The sequence below is a fragment of the Streptomyces sp. NPDC127100 genome (assembly GCF_042724095.1).
GTDB lineage: Bacteria > Actinomycetota > Actinomycetes > Streptomycetales > Streptomycetaceae > Streptomyces.
Map to the genome: position 1 here is coordinate 96882 of NZ_JBHXFL010000008.1, position 18697 is coordinate 115578.

At 74.8% G+C, this 18697-nt stretch carries 14 protein-coding genes; 3 read left to right on the forward strand and 11 right to left on the reverse strand.

Going from position 1 to position 18697, the window contains the following annotated elements; all coding sequences use genetic code 11:
* Positions 1-5 precede the first annotated feature (5 nt).
* From ACFWJB_RS11515 to ACFWJB_RS11540, 6 genes are all read right to left on the reverse strand, one after another.
* Positions 6-1136, reverse strand: a complete 1131-nt coding sequence (locus ACFWJB_RS11515; RefSeq protein WP_386921815.1) for an acyl-CoA dehydrogenase family protein — start codon at positions 1134-1136, stop codon at positions 6-8.
* Positions 1133-2998: a biotin carboxylase N-terminal domain-containing protein gene (locus ACFWJB_RS11520; protein WP_386921817.1), complete on the reverse strand. Its 1866-nt coding sequence runs from the start codon at positions 2996-2998 to the stop codon at positions 1133-1135. Before ACFWJB_RS11520 ends, ACFWJB_RS11515 begins: the two co-directional genes overlap by 4 nt.
* A 24-nt stretch (positions 2999-3022) precedes the next feature.
* Positions 3023-4621, reverse strand: coding sequence for an acyl-CoA carboxylase subunit beta (locus ACFWJB_RS11525; protein WP_386921819.1), 1599 nt, complete (start codon positions 4619-4621; stop codon positions 3023-3025).
* Positions 4618-6291 (reverse strand): acyclic terpene utilization AtuA family protein, encoded by a 1674-nt coding sequence (locus ACFWJB_RS11530; protein ID WP_386921821.1) that lies wholly within the window; start codon positions 6289-6291, stop codon positions 4618-4620. The genes ACFWJB_RS11525 and ACFWJB_RS11530 overlap by 4 nt, the downstream gene beginning before the upstream one ends.
* Complete coding sequence (locus tag ACFWJB_RS11535; RefSeq protein WP_386921823.1) at positions 6288-7082, reverse strand: TIGR03084 family metal-binding protein; 795 nt, start codon at positions 7080-7082, stop codon at positions 6288-6290. Before ACFWJB_RS11535 ends, ACFWJB_RS11530 begins: the two co-directional genes overlap by 4 nt.
* 260 nt (positions 7083-7342) lie before the next feature.
* The gene (locus ACFWJB_RS11540; RefSeq protein WP_386921825.1) at positions 7343-8344 is read right to left on the reverse strand and encodes a DMT family transporter; all 1002 of its coding nucleotides are present in this window, start codon (positions 8342-8344) and stop codon (positions 7343-7345) included.
* Positions 8345-8540: 196 nt separating this feature from the next.
* Here ACFWJB_RS11540 and ACFWJB_RS11545 point away from each other — a divergent pair, with 196 nt between their 5' ends.
* Positions 8541-8993, forward strand: coding sequence for an NUDIX hydrolase (locus ACFWJB_RS11545; RefSeq protein WP_386921827.1), 453 nt, complete (start codon positions 8541-8543; stop codon positions 8991-8993).
* Positions 8994-9041: 48 nt separating this feature from the next.
* Here the strand turns inward: ACFWJB_RS11545 and ACFWJB_RS11550 are convergent, their stop codons facing one another.
* A complete protein-coding gene (locus ACFWJB_RS11550) occupies positions 9042-9626 on the reverse strand; it encodes a DinB family protein (RefSeq protein ID WP_385472452.1) in 585 nt (194 codons plus the stop codon).
* Positions 9627-9742: 116 nt separating this feature from the next.
* Positions 9743-11287, reverse strand: coding sequence for an FG-GAP-like repeat-containing protein (locus ACFWJB_RS11555; protein ID WP_385472455.1), 1545 nt, complete (start codon positions 11285-11287; stop codon positions 9743-9745).
* A gap of 168 nt (positions 11288-11455) precedes the next feature.
* Here ACFWJB_RS11555 and ACFWJB_RS11560 point away from each other — a divergent pair, with 168 nt between their 5' ends.
* Positions 11456-12649, forward strand: coding sequence for an alpha/beta hydrolase family protein (locus ACFWJB_RS11560; protein ID WP_386921830.1), 1194 nt, complete (start codon positions 11456-11458; stop codon positions 12647-12649).
* 23 nt (positions 12650-12672) lie between these two features.
* On the opposite strand, the gene ACFWJB_RS11565 is transcribed toward ACFWJB_RS11560, so the two are convergent.
* Positions 12673-15531, reverse strand: coding sequence for an FAD-binding and (Fe-S)-binding domain-containing protein (locus ACFWJB_RS11565; RefSeq protein ID WP_386921832.1), 2859 nt, complete (start codon positions 15529-15531; stop codon positions 12673-12675).
* Positions 15532-15641: 110 nt separating this feature from the next.
* On the opposite strand from ACFWJB_RS11565, the gene serC reads away from it, so the two are divergent.
* Positions 15642-16760, forward strand: a complete 1119-nt coding sequence (gene serC / locus ACFWJB_RS11570) for a phosphoserine transaminase (protein WP_385472464.1) — start codon at positions 15642-15644, stop codon at positions 16758-16760.
* 94 nt (positions 16761-16854) lie between these two features.
* Here the strand turns inward: serC and ACFWJB_RS11575 are convergent, their stop codons facing one another.
* Together ACFWJB_RS11575 and ACFWJB_RS11580 are read right to left on the reverse strand one after the other, a co-directional pair.
* Positions 16855-17679 carry an ABC transporter permease gene (locus tag ACFWJB_RS11575; protein WP_385458285.1) on the reverse strand — a complete coding sequence of 275 codons (825 nt, stop codon included), beginning with the start codon at positions 17677-17679 and terminating at the stop codon, positions 16855-16857.
* A complete protein-coding gene (locus ACFWJB_RS11580; protein WP_385458286.1) occupies positions 17676-18647 on the reverse strand; it encodes an ATP-binding cassette domain-containing protein in 972 nt (323 codons plus the stop codon). The genes ACFWJB_RS11575 and ACFWJB_RS11580 overlap by 4 nt, the downstream gene beginning before the upstream one ends.
* Between the last annotated feature and the right edge of the window lie 50 nt (positions 18648-18697).

Below are 18697 nucleotides of genomic sequence, written 5' to 3' on the forward strand. Positions count from 1 at the left end.
GCGGGCTAGTACGACTTGGGCAGACCCAGGGTCTGGTGGGAGACGTAGTTGAGAATCATCTCCCGGCTCACCGGGGCGATACGAGACACGCGCGCGGCCGCTATCAGCCGGGCGATCCCGTACTCGCGGGTGAGGCCGTTGCCGCCGAGGGTGTGCACCGCCTGGTCGACGGCCTTCACACAGGCCTCCCCGGCCGCGTACTTGGCCATGTTGGCGGCCTCGCCGGCGCCCATGTCGTCGCCGGCGTCGTAGAGATGGGCCGCCCTCTGCATCATCAGCCGGGCCAGTTCGAGGTCGATGTGGGCCTGGGCGAGGGGGTGGGCGATGGCCTGGTGGGCGCCGATGGGGGCCTTCCAGACGGTGCGTTCGCGGGCGTACTCGACGGCGCGGGCGAGGGCGAAGCGGCCCATGCCGATCGCGAAGGCGGCGGTCATGACGCGCTCGGGGTTGAGGCCGGCGAAGAGCTGGAGGAGGCCGGCGTCCTCGTCGCCGACGAGGGCGTCGGCGGGCAGCCGCACGTCGTCCAGGACGAGCTCGAACTGCTTCTCGGCGGCGTTGAGTTCCATGTCGATGGGGCGCCGCGTGAAGCCCGGCGCGTCGCGCGGGACGATGAACAGGCAGGGCTTGAGGCGGCCGGTGGTCGCGTCCTCGGTGCGGCCGACGACGAGGGTGGCGTCGGCGATGTCGACGCCGGAGACGAAGACCTTGCGGCCGGTGAGCAGCCAGTCGGCGCCGTCGCGGCGGGCGGTGGTGGTGATGCGGTGGCTGTTGGACCCGGCGTCGGGTTCGGTGATGCCGAAGGCCATCAGGCGGCTGCCGTCGGCCAGGGCGGGGAGCCACTCCCGCTTCTGGGCCTCGGTGCCGAAGCGGGCGATGACGGTGCCGCAGATCGCCGGGGAGACGATCATCATGAGCAGGGGGTTGCCGGCGGCGCCCATCTCCTCCAGGACGAGGGAGAGTTCGGTGATGCCGCCGCCGCCCCCGCCGTACGCCTCCGGCAGGTTGACGCCGATGTAGCCGAGCTCGGCGGCGTCGCGCCAGAACTGCCGGTTGTCGGTGCCGGGGTGGTTCTTCGCGAAGGCGGCCACCGCGGTGCGGAGGGACCTGTGCTCCTCGGATTCGAGTACGGGGGTCATGCGGCTCCTTCGTCTGCGGGATTCGTCGCTTGTACTACCGCCAGGAGAGAACCGACCGTCACCTGCTGGCCCGGTACGGCGTTCAGCGCGGTGAGTGTGCCCGTGACCGGGGCGGTGATCCGGTGTTCCATCTTCATCGCCTCCAGCCACAGCAGGGGCCGGCCAGCCTCCACGGTCGCTCCTTCGGTGACGCCCTCCGCGATGCGGACGACCGTGCCCGGCATGGGGGCGAGGAGGGAGCCGGGGGCGTGCTGGGTGGTGGGGTCGGCGAAGCGGGGCAGTGCGGTGAGGGTGGTGGCGTTCACGTGGACGCGGTCGCCGTGGCGGGCCACCTCGTACGTGCGCCGGACACCCTCCGTCTCGAGGACGACGCGGGCGGCGTCGGCGTGGAGGACGCGGACCCCGTCGGCGGTGATGCCGTCGCGGGTGTGGTGGTAGCGGACCTCGTGCTCCTCGCCCGCCATGGCATACCGCTTGAGCTGGGGCTGTGACGGGAGGTTCCGCCAGCCGCCGAACCGGGAGCGGCCGTGGGCGTCGGCGAGGGCGGCGGCCAGCGGGGCGAGGGGGTCGGGGGCGGGCTCGGTGAGCCGGGCGAGGTGGCGGTCGTAGAAGCCGGTGTCCATGCGGGCGGAGGTGAACTCCTCGTGGCGCAGGGAGCGGACGAGCAGGTCCCGGTTGGTGACCGGGCCGTGGATCACGGCCCGTTCCAGGGCGCCGGCGAGGCGGCGGACGGCCTCCGCGCGGGTGGGTGCGTGGGCGACGGCCTTGGCGAGCATCGGGTCGTAGTGGACGCCGATGTCGTCGCCGTCGGCGTAGCCGGTGTCCAGGCGGATGCCGTCGGGCACGGCGAGGCGGTGCAGGCGGCCGGTCTGCGGGGCCCAGTCGCGGGCCGGGTCCTCGGCGTACAGGCGGGCCTCCACCGCGTGGCCGCGTGCGGGCGGCGGATCGCCTTCGAGGGCGTGGCCCTCGGCGACGCGGAGCTGGAGGGCGACCAGGTCGACGCCGAAGACCGCCTCCGTGACGGGGTGTTCCACCTGGAGGCGGGTGTTCATCTCCAGGAAGTGGGCCCTGCCGTCCGCGACGAGGAACTCGACGGTGCCGGCGCCGGTGTAGTCGACGGCGCGGGCGGCGCGGACGGCCTGCTCGTGCAGGTCCCGGGTGAGCGATGCGGTCAGTCCCGGCGCCGGGGCCTCCTCGATCACCTTCTGGTGGCGGCGCTGGAGGGAGCAGTCCCGGGTGCCGAGCGCCCACACCGTGCCGTGCGTGTCGGCGAGGATCTGCACCTCGACGTGGCGGCCGTTCTCCACGTAGGGCTCGACGAACACCTCGCCGTCGCCGAACGCGCTCGCCGCCTCCGCGCGCGCGGCGGTCAGCCCGGCGTCGAGGTCCGCCAGGCGCCGTACGACGCGCATGCCGCGTCCGCCGCCGCCCGCCGCGGCCTTGACCAGCACCGGCAGGTCGGCCTCGGTGACCTCGCCCAGGGGCGCGATGCCCATCAGCTCCTTGGCGCGCGTCTTGGACGCCATCGCCTCGATGGCCTCCGGCGGCGGTCCGATCCAGGTCAGTCCCGCGTCGGTCACGGCGCGCGCGAAGCCGGCGTTCTCGGAGAGGAAGCCGTAGCCGGGGTGCACGGCGTCGGCGCCGGCCGCGATCGCGGCCTTCACGATCAGGTCGCCGCGCAGGTAGGTGTCGGCGGACGCCGTTCCCGGCAGGCGGACGGCCGCGTCGGCCGTCCGCGTGTGGAGGGCGTTCTCGTCCGCGTCCGAGTACACCGCGACGGTCCGGATGCCCGCCGTGCGGCAGGTGCGGAAGACGCGGCAGGCGATCTCGCCGCGGTTGGCGACGAGCACGGAAGTGATCACTGGTCCCTCACCCTCACGTTGGGATCACATGCGGAAGACGCCGAAGCCACCGCGCGCGCCCTCGTAGGGCGCGGTGTGGACGGCCGACAGGCACAGGCCGAGGACGGTGCGGGTGTCGCGCGGGTCGATGACGCCGTCGTCGTAGAGCCGCCCGGACAGGAACATGGGCAGCGACTCGGACTCGATCTGCTGCTCCACCATGGCGCGCAGCGCCGCGTCCGCCTCGTCGTCGTACGGCCGTCCCTTCGCGGCGGCCGACTGGCGGGCGACGATGGAGAGCACCCCGGCGAGCTGCTGGGGGCCCATGACGGCCGACTTGGCGGTGGGCCAGGCGAACAGGAAGCGCGGGTCGTAGGCCCTGCCGCACATGCCGTAGTGCCCGGCGCCGTACGACGCGCCCATGAGGACGGACAGGTGCGGCACGCGCGAGTTGGAGACGGCGTTGATCATCATGGCGCCGTGCTTGATGATGCCGCCCTGCTCGTACTCCCTGCCGACCATGTAGCCGGTGGTGTTGTGCAGGAAGAGGAGCGGGATGTCGCGCTGGTTGGCGAGCTGGATGAACTGGGCGGCCTTCTGCGACTCCTCGCTGAACAGCACGCCCCGCGCGTTGGCGAGGATGCCGACCGGGTAGCCGTGCAGGCTCGCCCAGCCGGTGGTGAGGCTGGTCCCGTACAGCGGCTTGAACTCGTCGAAGTCGGAGGCGTCGACGATCCGGGCGATCACCTCGCGCGGGTCGAAGGGGGTCCGCAGGTCGCCGGGGACGATGCCGAGGAGTTCCTCCGGGTCGTACCTGGGCGGCTCGGCTGCCGGCGGGTCCGCGTACGCCTTGCGGTGGTTGAGGCGGGCGACGACGCGGCGGGCCTGGCGCAGGGCGTCCGCCTCGTCCACGGCGAAGTGGTCGGCGAGGCCCGAGGTGCGCGCGTGCATCTCGGCGCCGCCGAGCGACTCGTCGTCGCTCTCCTCGCCGGTGGCCATCTTCACCAGCGGCGGCCCGCCGAGGAACACCTTGGCGCGCTCCTTGACCATGATCGTGTGGTCGGACATGCCGGGGATGTACGCGCCCCCGGCCGTCGAGTTGCCGAACACGACGGCGACGGTGGGGATGCCGGCCGCCGACAGCCGGGTGAGGTCCCGGAAGATCGCGCCGCCGGGGATGAAGATCTCCTTCTGCGACGGCAGGTCGGCGCCGCCCGACTCGACCAGGCTGATGCAGGGCAGCCGGTTGGCGAGGGCGATGTCGTTGGCGCGCAGGGCCTTCTTCAGCGACCAGGGGTTGCTGGCGCCGCCGCGGACGGTCGGGTCGTTGGCGGTGATCAGGCACTCCACGCCCTCGACCACGCCGATGCCGGTGACCAGGGAGGCGCCAACGGTGTACTCGCTGCCCCAGGCCGCGAGGGGCGACAGCTCCAGGAAGGGCGTGTCGGGGTCGAGGAGCAGCTCGACGCGTTCGCGGGCGAGCAGCTTGCCCCGCTTCCGGTGCCGGGCGACGTACTTCTCGCCGCCGCCCGCGAGGGCCTTGGCGTGCTCGGCGTCCAGCTCGGCGAGCCGGGCGAGGACGGCCTCGCGGTTCGCCCGGTGGTCGGGGCCGGCCGGGTCGACGGCGGAGGGCAGGACCGTCACAGGAGTACCTCCGGAATGTCCAGGTGGCGGGCGCGCAGCCACTCGCCGAGCGCCTTGGCCTGCGGGTCGAAGCGGTGCTGGGCGGCGACGCCCTCGCCGAGGATCGACTCGACCACGAAGTTCAGGGCGCGCAGGTTCGGCAGCACGTGCCGGGTGACGGGCAGGTCGCGGGTCTCGGGGAGCAGTTCCCGGAACCGGTCGGCGGTCAGTTCGTGCGCGAGCCAGCGCCAGGCCTCTTCGGTGCGGGCCCATACGCCGACGTTGGCGCTGCCGCCCTTGTCGCCGCTGCGGGCCCCCGCGACGAGCCCGAGGGGGGCGCGCCGGCGGGGCCCCTCCGGCAGCGGCTCGGGCAGGGGCGGCTCCGGTACGGCGTCCAGGGCGGCGGTGTCCGCGGCCGGCGGCACCTGGAGCCGGCTGCCGTCGGGCAGTACGGCGGTGTGGCCGACGGTGTCCCGGGGGACGTGGACGGCCTCGAAGACGCCGTAGGGGGCGCCCTTCCCGGGGGGTGCGAGGACGTGGAAGCCGGGGTAGCTCGCGAGGGCCAGCTCGACGGCGGCGCCGCTCAGCGCCCGTCCGACGTTCCGCTGGTCGGCGTCGCGGACGACGAGCCTGAGCAGGGCGCTGGCCGTCTCCTCGGTCGGGGCGTCGGGCCGGTCGGTGCGGGACAGGTCCCAGCGGACGTCGGCGGCCTTCGCCAGGGCGGGTCCCATCTGCTCCCGCACGAGCGCGGCCTTGGCCTCGACGTCGAGGCCGGTGAGCACGAAGACGACCTCGCCCCGGAAGCCGCCGAGGCGGTTGCGGCCGACCTTGAGCGTGGGCGGCGGGGCCTCGCCCCGGACGCCGTCGATCCGCACCCGGTCGGGGCCGTCCTGGGTGAGCCGTACGGTGTCCAGCCGGGCCGTGACGTCCGGCCCCGCGTACCGGGCGCCGCCCGTCTCGTACAGCAGCTGGGCCGTCACCGTGCCGACGTCGACGAAGCCGCCGGTGCCGTCGTGCTTGGTGATGACGCAGGTGCCGTCGGCGTGCAGCTCGGCGAGCGGGAAGCCGGGGTGGCGGACGTCGCCGTCCCGGAAGAAGGCGTAGTTGCCGCCGGTGGCCTGCGTGCCGCACTCCAGCACGTGCCCGGCGACGACCGCGCCCGCGAGCCGGTCGTACTCCGCCGGCGCCCAGCCGAAGTGCGCGGCGGCGGGCCCGGTGACCAGGGCGGCGTCGGTGACCCGCCCGGTGACGACGACGTCGGCGCCCGCGCGCAGGCACTCCGCGATGCCGAAGCCGCCGAGGTAGGCGTGCGCGGCCAGCGCTCCCGGGTGGGCGGCGGTGAGGTCGTCGCCCTCGACGTGCGCGACCCGCACGGGGATGCCGAGCCGGCCGGCGAGGGCGCGTACGGCGTCGGCGAGTCCGGCGGGGTTGAGTCCGCCGGCGTTGCTGACGATCCTGACGCCCCGCTCGTGGGCGAGGCCGAGGCACTCCTCGAGCTGGCGCAGGAAGGTGCGCGCGTACCCGGCGTCGGGGTTCCTGAGCCGGTCGCGGCCGAGGATGAGCATGGTCAGCTCGGCGAGGTAGTCGCCGGTGAGGACGTCCAGCGGGCCGCCGGTGAGCATCTCGCGCATCGCGTCGAAGCGGTCGCCGTAGAAGCCGGAGGCGTTGCCGATCCTCAGCGGCCCCGTCACCCCCGGGCCCCCTTCGGCTCCCGCCCCGCGCCCGGCGGTCCGGCGAAGGCCTGGGCGATGTCCAGCCAGCGGTCGGCGTCCGGGCCGTCGGCGGTGAGGGCGAGGTCGGCGCGGTGGGCGCGCTGGGTGACCAGGAGGCAGAAGTCGAGGGCGGGTCCGGTGACGCGCTGTCCCGCGTCCTCGGGGCCGTACGTCCACCGGTCGCCGTCCGGGCCCGTGAGCTCGACGCGGAACGGTTCGGGGGGCGGGGTGAGGCCGTGGGCCGCGTAGGCGAAGTCCCGGGTCCGCACCCCGAGGCGGGCCACGTGCCGGAGCCGGGCGGTGGGCGGGCGCGTGACACCGGTCGCGGCGGCGATGTCGAGGCCGTGGGCCCAGGTCTCCATGAGCCGGGCGGTGGCCATGGAGGCGGCCGCCATGGGCGGGCCGTACCAGGGGAAGCGGGCGCCGGGGGCCGACGCGCGCAGCGCGGCCTCGAGCCGCCGGCGGCCCTCACGCCAGTCCTCCAGCAGTTCGTCGGGTGCCCGGCTGGCGCCTTCCTCCGCGCCCTCGTCGACGAAGGTGCCGGGCGCGGCGAGGGCCTTCTCCACCAGCACCCGGAAGCCGTCCTCGTCGGTGACGGCGAGCAGGGCGGACCGGTCGGTCCAGGCCAGGTGGGCGATCTGGTGGGCGACCGTCCAGCCGGGGGCGGGCGTGGCGAGCGCCCACCGCGCCGGGCTCAGCCGGGCGACCAGCGCGTCGAGTTCCTCGCTCTCCTCGCGCAGGTCGTCGATCACGGGCGTCGGGTCGGACACGGGCGCTCCCCTCGGGCACGGCGGCGTGCGGCGCGATGTGGTGAGGAGCATGGCAGCGGAGGCAGAAACAATCAAGCATGCTTGCATGAATTGCCGGGACGGGCGGGCCGCTGCGCCGGAGGCCGGAGAACGCCGGAGGACGGGGCGGGAAACACCCCGACCCCCGCTCCGGTCGGAACCGGGGCGGGGGCCGGGGGGGGCGACGGGGGCCGGGGCCGGGGGCGTCGTGGGCGCCGGGGCGTCGGGGCGGCCGTCGCCGTCTACTGCCCGTCGGCTCCCGCCCCCGGGAGCTGCCGCCGCGCGCGGCCGCGCCGCCCCACCTGGGTCCGTACCGCGCCCATGCTGGCCACGACCACCAGGGCGATGGCGGCGGACTGCGGGGCGGACAGGGCCTGGTCGAGGATGAGGAAGCCGGCCGCCGCGGCGATGGCGGGCTCCAGGCTCATGAGGATGGCGAAGGTCGGCGCGGGCAGGCGCCGCAGCGCGAGCAGCTCGAGGGTGTACGGCAGGACGGAGGAGAGCAGGGCCACCCCGGCGCCCAGGGCGAGCGTCACGGGGTCGATCAGCTCGGCCCCCGACTCGGCGATGCCGAGCGGCAGGAACAGCACCGCGCCGACCGCCATGGCGAGGGCCAGACCGTCGGCCTGCGGGAAGCGGCGGCCGGTGCGCGCGCTGAAGACGATGTACGCGGCCCACATCGCGCCCGCCGACAGCGCGAAGGCGGCACCGGCCGGGTCGAGGTCGTCGAAGCCGCCGCCGCCGAGCAGGAAGACGCCGGCCAGGGCGAGCGCGGCCCAGACCAGGTTGACGGCCCGGCGGGAGGCGAAGACGGACAGGGCGAGCGGGCCGAGCACCTCCAGGGTGACGGCGGGGCCGAGCGGGATGCGGTCGACGGCCTGGTAGAAGAGGCCGTTCATGCCGGCCATGGCGATGCCGAAGACGACGACCGTGCCCCAGTCGGCCCGGGAGTGGCCGCGCAGCCGGGGACGGCAGACCAGGAGCAGGACGACGGCGGCCACGACCAGCCGCAGGGTCACCACGCCCAAGGCGCCGGCCCGGGGCATGAGGCTCACCGCCAGGGCGGCGCCGAACTGCACGGAGACGCCCCCGGAGAGGACCAGTCCGACCGGGCCGAGGGCACCCCACCGGCCGGCCGGGGCACCACCCGGCGCGGGCGCCCGCCCCGGGGCCTGCGCTGCGTGGGGGCCGGCCGTGGAGGCGGCCGGGGCGGGGGTGCCGGGGGCGGCGCTGGACGTGCTCACGAGGGCTCCGGGGCGGTACGTGGATCGGTTTCGTTCATCGTGCTGTACGGCACAGTCCAGGGTAGTGGACTGAGACAGGCGCGTAGCCCTGCCATGCAACTGTCGCGGGCGGGGTGCGCGGCTGTCAACGGACGTCCGCCCGGCGGACGGGATCTCGCTCGGCGGGCCCTTACGCCGAGGGGGTAGCGTCCGCCGAGTGAGACGACTCCTTGCCCGCCTCTGGCGCCTGCTGCGCCCGCTGCAGAGCCGCATCATGTGGTTCCTGAACGCCAAGTTCGTGGTCGGCGTGACCGGCGTCGTGCGCGACGACGAGGGGCGGGTCCTGATGCTGCGGCACCGGATGTGGTCGCCGGGCCGCCAGTGGGGTCTGCCGAGCGGCTTCGCGCACCGGGGCGAGGACTTCCGGGCGACCGTGGTGCGCGAGGTCAGGGAGGAGACCGGCCTGGAGGTGGAGGTGGGCCGGCTGGTCATGCTGAACAGCGGCCTGCGCACCCGCCTGGAGGTCGCGTACGAGGCGCGTCTGCTGGGCGGCGAGCTGCGCCTCGACCCGTTCGAGATCCTGGAGGCCCGCTGGTGCGAGCCGGACGACCTGCCCGAGGGCGTCCAGCCGGTGTGCGGTCCGCTGGTGCGCGGCGAGACGGCCCCGTGAGCCGGCCCGCCGCGCGGCGCCCGCGCGGCGTCCTGGCCGCGTCGCCGGTCAGCCCATGCTCTTGGCGCCGTCCAGGGACTCGCGGATGATGTCGGCGTGGCCGGCGTGCTGGGCGGTCTCGGCGATGACGTGCATCAGCACCCGGCGCGCCGACCAGTGCGTGTCCTGGAACCAGGGGGCCTTCGGCAACGGCTGCGTGGCCCCCAGGTCGGGCAGGGTGGCGACCAGCTCGTCGGTCCGGCGGGCCGCCTCGGCGTAGTCGGCCAGCACACCGGCCAGCGTCTCACCGGGCAGCATCCGGAACTCGTCGGCCCGCCGGGCCCAGTCGGCCTCGGTCATGGCCGTGAAGTCCCCCATGGCCGACGGGCCGTTCAGGATGAAGTCCCCCCAGCTCCGCTCGACCGAGGTCACGTGCTTGATCAGGCCGCCCAGACAGAGCTCGCTGACCGTGGTCCGCAGTCCGGCCTGCTCGTCGGTGAGGTCACGGGTGGTGAAGCGCAGGAAGTGCCGGTGCTTGGCCAGCATCTCCAGCAGGTCGGCACGTTCGCCGGTGACGGCCGGGGACCCGGCCGCGTCACGGGTGGTCAGGTCGCCGGTGGCCAGGTCTCGGGTGGTCGTCTCGTCGAAGCTCATGATCGGTCTCCGTCTTCCGGTGTAACTGCTGCGTCGGTCGAGGACCACGCTAGGAGCGATCGAGGTCAGATCCTGTCCTAGACCGCGCGCCGGAGAGCGGAGAACCCGAGGACGGTCTAGTGGGCGACTCCTCCGCCGCCCAGCAGCAGCCCCAGCCCCTCCGTGTCGTCGAAGGCGTCCCCGGACAGCCGGGTGACGCCCGCGGTGGACGGCCCGTCAGGGGTGCCGCGCAGCAGGTACGCGACGCCGTCGACCGTGTCGCTGCCGGGCGCGGTCACCACCAGGTCGGCACGTCCGTCGCCGTCCAGGTCGGTGAGGCCCACGGCGCTGCCGAAGTCGGCGTCCCCGCCCGGTGCGGCGCCGAGGTCGTCGCCGTCGAGCAACCGGGCGCCCGCACCGCCGAGCCCGTCCGGGCCGCCCGCCAGGAACAGGACCTGCTCCGGGCCCGGCTTCCCGTACACGTCCCAGCGGGGAGCACCGGCCACCACGTCCGCGTATCCGTCGCCGTCGACGTCCCCGGTGTCCAGGGTGACGAGGACGGCGTCCTCGTCCTGGGGCTCCCCGCCCGGCACGCCGGGCGTGTCGCGGTCGACGGTCGTCGTACGCCTCCCCGGCCCGGCCTGCGACCCGTACACCACCGTCACCGAGCTGCGGCCGGCGTCACCGCCCCGGGGGCTGAGGACCAGGTCGTCGTAGCCGTCCCCGTCCACGTCACCGACCGCTCCCCGGCCCGCGTCGGGGAGCCGCGTGTCCTCGGGCTGCGTGAAGCCGTCCCGGCCGCCGTGCAGATAGCTCACCGGCCTCCTCTGCTCGGCCCAGGGCGACTCGGGGTCCGGGTCGGCCTCGTGGAAGGCCACCAGGTCGTCGATGCCGTCGCCGTCGAGGTCCCCGGCGAGGAGGTCGCCGTAGTTCGCGTCCCGGACGTCCGGCGCGGGCCGGCGCGGCGCGGGGACGCGGCCCGTGGCGGCCGGGGTGCCGTCGCGCCCGAAGGGGCCCTTGAGCAGCCCCTTGTCGGAACCGAGCCCGAAGACCAGGTCGGCGTGCCCGTCCCCGTCGAAGTCCCCGGCGACGAGCTGCTCGTCCAGGATCGGGTCGTCGTCCCAGGCGACGTGGCTGACGTCCGTGCCCGGCACCCGGGTCGCGCGCGACAGCCCGCCCTCGGAGCCCCACAGGACGATCACGCTCGGCTTCCAGTCGAAGACGGAGGCGGCGAGGTCGGTGTACCCGTCGCCGTCGAAGTCGCGGGCCACGACGTCCGCGCCGAAGAAGGCCTCGTCACGGTTCTTCCCGGGGATGCCGGCATCGTCCTGCGTCAGGTACTGGCACCGGCCGATCCCCGTCCCCGCCCCCGTCCCGTACGCCACCTCGATGCTCCCGCCCCCGCTCCCGCCGTCCACGCTCCCCGTGGAGCCGAAGGCCAGGTCGGGGTGCCCGTCCCCGTCGAAGTCGGCGGCGCCCTCCGAGGCGGGCGCGGCCGCCGCGGGGCCCTGGGGACCGGTCCCGCAGCGGCGCGGCGGGGCGATGCCGGCCGGCTCGTCGCCGGCGACCACCATCCCCGCGGCGACCGCCAGCGCGACGGCCGCCGCCCCGCCCCCGATCGCCCACGCCCGCTTGCCGCCCCACCGCCGCGGCGCCTCCGCCCGATCGTCCGAACCGTCCATACGAACGATCACGCGAGGCCCCCGGCCCACGGTTCCGCCGCCGGGCCCGGGCGGCCCGGGACGGGACCACGGTCGGACACCACGCCCCGGGGTCGTACCTCGGGCCTACGCCGAAGTACCACCCCGGCCCGACGCGCCGGGCGCCCCTCGGGTCCTAACTTCGCCTGCATGACCCGCAGATCACGCACCACCGCCCTGGCCGCGCTGCTCGCGTGCGCCCTGTCCCTCCCGCTGCTGGGCGCCGTGCCCGCGTCGGCGGGCCAGGACGTCCCCACGGCGTCCCGGGCGGTCCGGGCCCCGTCGTCCGCCGCGGAGCCGGAGCTGCCCGCGCCCTCCGGCCCCCACCCGGTGGGCCGCCGGACCCTTCACCTCGTCGACCGGAGCCGTGCGGACCCCTGGGTCCCGGCGGTGGGGTACCGAGAGCTGATGGTGTCCGTGTCCTATCCGGCGCGCCCGGCCGGCGGGGCGCCCGCGGCTTACATGACCACCGAGGAGGCGCGGCTCCTGCTGGAGGCCAGAGGGCTCGGCGGGGTCGTTCCGGCCGAGACGGTCGCCGGAACGCGTACGCACGCCCGGGTCTCCGTCCCCCCGGCACCGGGCCGCTTCCCCCTGGTGCTGCTGTCCCCCGGCTTCGGGATGCCGCGCGCCACGCTCACCTCGCTCGCCGACGACCTGGCCAGTCGCGGTCACGTCGTCGCCACCGTGGACCACGCGTACGAGTCCGTCGGCACGGAGTTCCCCGGCGGCCGCGTCCTGCCCTGCGTGGCGTGCGACGAGGTCGAGCCGGGGCCGGGGTACGCGAAGGTCGTGCCCGGGCGCGCCGCCGACCTGTCCTTCGTCATCGACGAACTGACCGGCCCCCGGGGTGCCGGTGCGGCGCTCTCCCGCGTGATCGACGCCCGGCGCGTCGGGATCGCCGGGCACTCGATCGGCGGGGCGGCCGCCGCCGCGACCATGGCGGCCGACCGACGGGTGCGGGCGGGTGCCAACCTGGACGGCGACTTCTTCGTCCGGCCCGGGGCCGGGCTCGGCAGGCGGCCGTTCCTGATGATCGGCGCCGAGGCCACCCATCGCCCCGACAGCACCGGCACCGACTGGTCCGAGGCGTGGGACCGTCTGCACGGCTGGAAGCGCTGGCTGACCTTCGCCGGCGCCGGGCACTTTTCCTTCACCGACTTCCCCTGGCTCGGGGACCAGCTCGGGCTGCCGGACCCGGCGGTGCCGCTGTCGGGCGAGCGGAGCTGGGCCCTCACCCGCGACTACGTGACCGCCTTCTTCGACCGCCACCTGCGCGGCCTGCCCCGGCCCGTGCTCGACGGCCCCACGTCCTCCCGCCCGGAGGCCGTGTTCCACCGGCCGTAGGCTCCCCGGCGCACCGCCGACCGTCACTCCTCCGCCAGCCCGTCCGCCAGCACCTCCGCCAGATGCCGGCCCCGTACCCCCGCCAGCTGCTCCAGCTGCGTCCGGCACGAGAAGCCGTCCGCCAGGACCACCGCCCCGTCCGGTGCCTCCCGCACCGCCGGCAGCAGCCGGTCCTCCGCGCACGCGGCCGAGACCTCGTAGTGGCCGTCCTCGAAGCCGAAGTTCCCCGCGAGGCCGCAGCAGCCGCCGCTCAGCTCGCCGGTCAGGCCCGCCGCCTCGCGCAGGCGGCGGTCGGCCGCGTCCCCGAGGACCGCGTGCTGGTGGCAGTGGGTCTGCCCGGTGACCGGACGGTCCACGGCGGGCGGCACCCAGCCGGGGGCGTGGCGCTCCAGGGCCTCCGCGAAGGTCACCACCCGGGCGGCGAGCCGGGCCGCCCGCGGGTCGTCGTGCAGCAGCTCCGGCAGGTCGGTGCGCAGGGCCGCGGCGCAGCTCGGCTCCAGCACCACGACCGGGGCCCGCGCCTGAAGCACCGGGGCCATCAGGTCCAGCGTGCGGCGCATGACCGCCCGCGCGCGGTCCAGCTGGCCGGTGGAGACGTACGTCAGGCCGCAGCAGACCCGGCCCCGGCGGGTGGTCAGCAGGGCGGCCGGCGACCTGGAGACACCGTCCCCGACGGCGGCCCGCCCCCGCAGCGTCGGCGGCAGCGCCACCCGCAGCCCCGCCGCCTCCAGCACCCGTACGGCCGCCCGGCCCACGGACGGTGACAGGTGCTCGGTGAAGGTGTCGGGCCAGAGCACCACCAGGTCGCCGGACCCCGAGGCGACCGGGCGCCGCCGGCGCCACCACCCGCTGAACGTCTCCCCCGCCAGCCGCGGCACCTCCCGCTCGGCCGCGATCCCGCCCAGCCGCTTCACCACCGCGGCCAACGGCCGTACGGCGGCGAGCCGGTTGACGAGCGGCGCGGTACGCGTACGCGCCACCCAGCGCAGCCACACCGGCAGCCACCCCATCGCGTAGTGCGCGGCCGGGCGGCGCCGGCCCACGTAGTGGTGGTGCAGGAACTCCGCCTTGTACGTGGCCATGTCGACCCCGACCGGGCAGTCGGAGCGGCAGCCCTTGCAGGACAGGCACAGGTCCAGGGCGTCCCGGACCTCCGTCGACCGCCAGCCGTCGGTCACCAGCTCGCCGGCGAGCATCTCGTGCAGCAGCCGCGCCCTGCCCCGCGTCGAGTGCTCCTCCTCCCCCGTCACCCGGAACGACGGGCACATCACCCCGGAGCCGGAGACCGGCGCGGTACGGCACTTGGCGACGCCGACGCAGCGCCGCACCGCCGCCGGGAAGTCGCCCCCGTCGGCGGAGTAGCCGAACTCCACGTCCACCGGCCCGCGCGGCAGGACGGCGAAGCGCAGGTTCGCGTCCAGCGGCGCCGGGCGGACCAGCACGCCCGGGTTGAGCAGGTCGTCGGGGTCCCAGACGCCCTTGACCCGCTCGAAGAGGGCCACCGTCCGTTCGCCGTACATCCGCGGCAGCAGCTCCGCCCGCGCCTGCCCGTCCCCGTGCTCCCCGGACAGTGATCCGCCGTGCGCCACGACCAGGTCGGCCAGCTCCTCGGAGAACCGGCGGAAACGGGCCACCCCGGCGTCCGTCAGCAGGTCGAAGTCGACGCGCACGTGGACGCAGCCCTCCCCGAAGTGCCCGTACGGCGTGCCCCGCAGGCCGTGGGCCGACAGCAGGGCGCGGAAGTCCCGCAGGTAGTCGCCCAGCCGCGCCGGCGGCACCGCGCAGTCCTCCCAGCCCGGCCACGCCTCCGTGCCGTCGCCCATCCGCGTCGCCGTACCGGCGGCGTCCTCCCGGATCCGCCACAGCGCCCGCTGCCCGGCCCGGTCGGTCACCACCAGCGCGTCCACCACGTCCGCCGCCCGCACGACCTCCTCCGCGCGCGCCCGCGCCTCGGCCGGCGACGCGCCGCCGGTCTCCACGAACAGCCAGGCCCCGCCCCGCGGCAGGCCCTCGGTGGACGGCACCAGGTCCACCGCCATGCCCTCCACCGTCAGCGGGCCGAGCGGCAGCAGGCCCACCGCCGCCTGGGCCGCGTCGGCCTCGTCGGCGTAGCCCAGCACCGCCAGCGCCCGCGCGCGCGGCGCCTCGACCAGCCGGACCACCGCCTCGGTCAGCACGCCCAGCGTGCCCTCCGAGCCGCAGAAGGAACGGGCCACGTCCGCACCGTGCTCCGGGAGCAGCGCGTCCAGCGCGTAGCCGGAGATGCGGCGGGGCAGGTCGGGGAAGCCGGTACGCAACCGCGCCAGGTCGCCGTCCACCAGCTCACGCAGGCCCTCCGGTGCCCCGGCCCACTCCCGCCCGAGCCGCAGCCGACGCCCCCGCGCGGTGAGCACCGTCAGCTCGCGCACGCTGTCCGCCGTGGTGCCCCAGGCCACCGAGTGGGACCCGCACGCGTTGTTGCCGATCATCCCGCCGAGCGTGCAGCGGCTGTGGGTGGAGGGGTCGGGGCCGAAGCGCAGGCCGTGCGGGGCGGCGGCCTCCTGGAGCCGGTCGAGGACCAGGCCCGGCTGGACGACGGCCGTGCGGCTCTCCGGGTCCAGGGACAGCAGCCGGTTCATGTGCCGGGTGAAGTCCAGGACGACGCCCGTGCCGGTGGCCTGGCCCGCGATCGACGTGCCCCCGCCGCGCGCCACGACCGGTACGCCCCGCTCCCGGCACACCTCCAGCACGGCCGCCACGTCGTCGGCGTCCGACGGCGCCACCACACCGAGCGGGACCCGCCGGTAGTTGGACGCGTCCATGGTGGTCAGCGCCCGGGAGGTGACGTCGAATCCGACCTCGCCCCGGACGGCCCCGCGCAGTGCTGCCTCAAGACCCGTCATGCGTCCAGGATGGGCTCTCGTAGCTCCGTACAGGTCCGCACGGCGGAGATCTCGTCTCATCGGACGGACATGTCGTCGTCCGGTTTGGCCCAGGGGGTAGCCTCCGGCTCGTGGCTGAGATCCAGATTCCTGCTGACATCAAGCCCGCGGACGGTCGATTCGGCGCGGGTCCCTCCAAGGTGCGGGTGGAGGCGCTGGACGCCCTGGCCGCCACCGGTACGTCCCTCCTCGGCACCTCACACCGCCAGGCCCCGGTCAAGAACCTGGTCGGCAAGGTCCGTGAGGGCATCCGCGAGCTGTTCCAGCTCCCCGACGGCTACGAGGTGGTCCTCGGCAACGGCGGCTCCACCGCGTTCTGGGACGTCGCGACCCACGGCCTGATCGAGAACAAGTCGCAGCACCTGACCTTCGGCGAGTTCTCCTCCAAGTTCGCCAAGGCGGCGAAGCTCGCCCCCTGGCTGGCCGAGCCGACGGTCGTCTCCGCCGACCCGGGCACCCACCCCGAGGCGCGGGCCGAGGCCGGCGTGGACGTGTACGCGTTCACGCACAACGAGACCTCGACCGGCGTCGCCATGCCGATCGAGCGGGTCGCCGGTGCCGACGAGGGCTCCCTCGTGCTGGTCGACGCCACCTCCGGCGCCGGCGGCCTGCCCGTCGACATCGCCGAGACCGACGTCTACTACTTCGCCCCGCAGAAGTCCTTCGCCTCCGACGGCGGCCTGTGGATCGGCGTGTTCTCCCCGGCCGCGATCGAGCGCGCCGAGCGGGTCCACGCGTCCGGCCGGCACGTCCCGGAGTTCTTCTCGCTGCCGACGGCGATCGACAACTCCCGCAAGAACCAGACGTACAACACCCCGGCGCTGGCCACCCTGTTCCTGCTGAACGAGCAGCTGGAGTGGATGAACGGCCAGGGCGGCCTGGACTTCACCGTCCGCCGCACCGCGACCTCCGCGCGCACGCTGTACGGCTGGGCGGAGGACGTGAAGTTCGCGACGCCGTTCGTCACCGACCCGGCCAAGCGGTCGCAGGTCATCGGCACCGTCGACTTCTCCGACGACATCGACGCCGCCGCCGTCGCCAAGGTGCTGCGCGCCAACGGCATCGTCGACACCGAGCCGTACCGCAAGCTCGGCCGCAACCAGCTGCGCGTCGCGATGTTCCCGGCGATCGACCCGGCCGACGTCGAGGCGCTGACCAAGTGCATCGACTACGTGATCGAGAAGCTGTAGCCGTCACCGGCAACGACGAGGAGGGCGCCCGGCGGACCACCCGCCGGGCGCCCTCTCACGTGCTCCGCGGGAGGTCAGCACCTCCACACGCGGTTCAGCGGCTGAGGCGCTGGAACCGCCGTACCGCCAGGGGCAGGAAGATCGCCGTCAGCACCACCGGCCACACGCACGCCATCAACACCGCGTGCTGCTCGACCCACGAGTCGCCGCCGCCGATCGGCGTGCCGAACAGCTCGCGGGCAGCCGCCGCCGTGGAGGAGATCGGGTTCCAGGCGGCCACCCAGCCCAGCCAGTCGGGCATGAGCTGCGGGGCGACGAAGATGCTGGAGATCATCGTCAGCGGGAACGCCACCGCGAACAGACCGCCGGCCGCCTCCGGGTTCGGGACCAGCAGGCCCAGCCACACACCGATCCAGATCAGCGCGAACCGCAGCCACAGCAGCAGCGCGAACGCCGCCAGGAAGCCCCAGCCGCCGTCCGGACGCCAGCCCATGGCCAGCGCCGTCAGCATCATGATCGCCAGCTCGGCGCAGGCGATCACGAGGTCGGTCACGCCGCGCCCCGCGACCACGGCGGAGGAGGCCATCGGCATGGAACGGAACCGGTCGATGACGCCCTTGGTGGAGTCGTAGACGACGACGGTGGCGGTGTTGATGAAGCCGAACGCCATGGTCATCACGAACATGCCCGGCATCAGGAAGTCCTTGTAGTCCCCGCCGCCCGGCACGGTCATCGCGCTGCCGAAGACGTAGCCGTAGAGGAGGACGGACAGGATCGGGAAGCCCAGCTGCCAAGCGATGTTGACGGGCTGGCGCTGGTAGTGCGTCAGGCCGCGGCGCACGATGTTGCCGCAGTCGGCCAACAGCCAGTACAGCCGGCCGCGTTCGCGCGGGGCCGTCGTCGGGTCGAGGGCGCTCATGCCGCCGCCTCCGTCTCGGTACGGGCGGTGCGGTGACCGGTCAGGCGCAGGAACACGTCGTCGAGGCTCGGCCTGCGCAGCCCGATGTCCTCCACGCCGACCCCCTCGTCCTGAAGGGTCCGTGCCACCTCGGTCAGCGCGGAGACCCGGTCGGTGACCGGGGCGTGCACGCGCAGTGCCTCCTCGTCGGCCTCCGGTTCGCCGTCGCAGACCCGGGCGACCACCTTCACCACCCTCGGGATGTCGGCCCGCTCGGCCACCACGACCTCTACGCGGTCGCCGCCGACCGCATTCTTCAGCCCGTCCGGGGTGTCGTCGGCGATGGACCGGCCCCGGTCGATCACGGTGATGCGGGAGGCCAGCTTGTCGGCCTCCTCCAGGTACTGCGTGGTCAGCAGCACGGTCGTGCCGCTCGCCACCAGGGCCCGGACCGAGTCCCAGACCTCGCCGCGGCTGCGGGGGTCGAGGCCCGTCGTCGGCTCGTCCAGGAACAGGACGGAGGGGGCGAGGATCATCGAGGCGGCGAGGTCGAGGCGGCGCCGCATGCCGCCGCTGTACTTGCCGACGCCCCGGTCGGCGGCGTCGGTCAGGTCGAACTGCTCCAGCAGCTCGACCGCGCGGGCCCGGGCCCGCCGGCCGCCCAGGTGGAACAGGCGCCCGAACATCTCCAGGTTCTGCCGGCCGGTGAGCACCTCGTCCACGGCCGCATACTGCCCGGTGAGGCCGATCCGGGCCCGCACCTCGCGCGGCCGGCGGGCGACGTCCAGACCCGCCACCTCGGCCCGTCCGCCGTCCAGCCGGACCAGCGTGGACAGGATGCGCACGGCGGTGGTCTTCCCGGCGCCGTTCGGCCCGAGCAGGCCGTGCACGGTGCCCTCGCGGACGAACAGGTCGAAGCCGTCCAGTGCGCGTTTGTCCCCGTACCGCTTCTCCAGACCCTCGGCCCGTACCGCGTCTCGCTCGCTCATGGGTCCCGGTCCCCCTTTCCTGCGGCTGACTGAGTACACCGTACTCGATT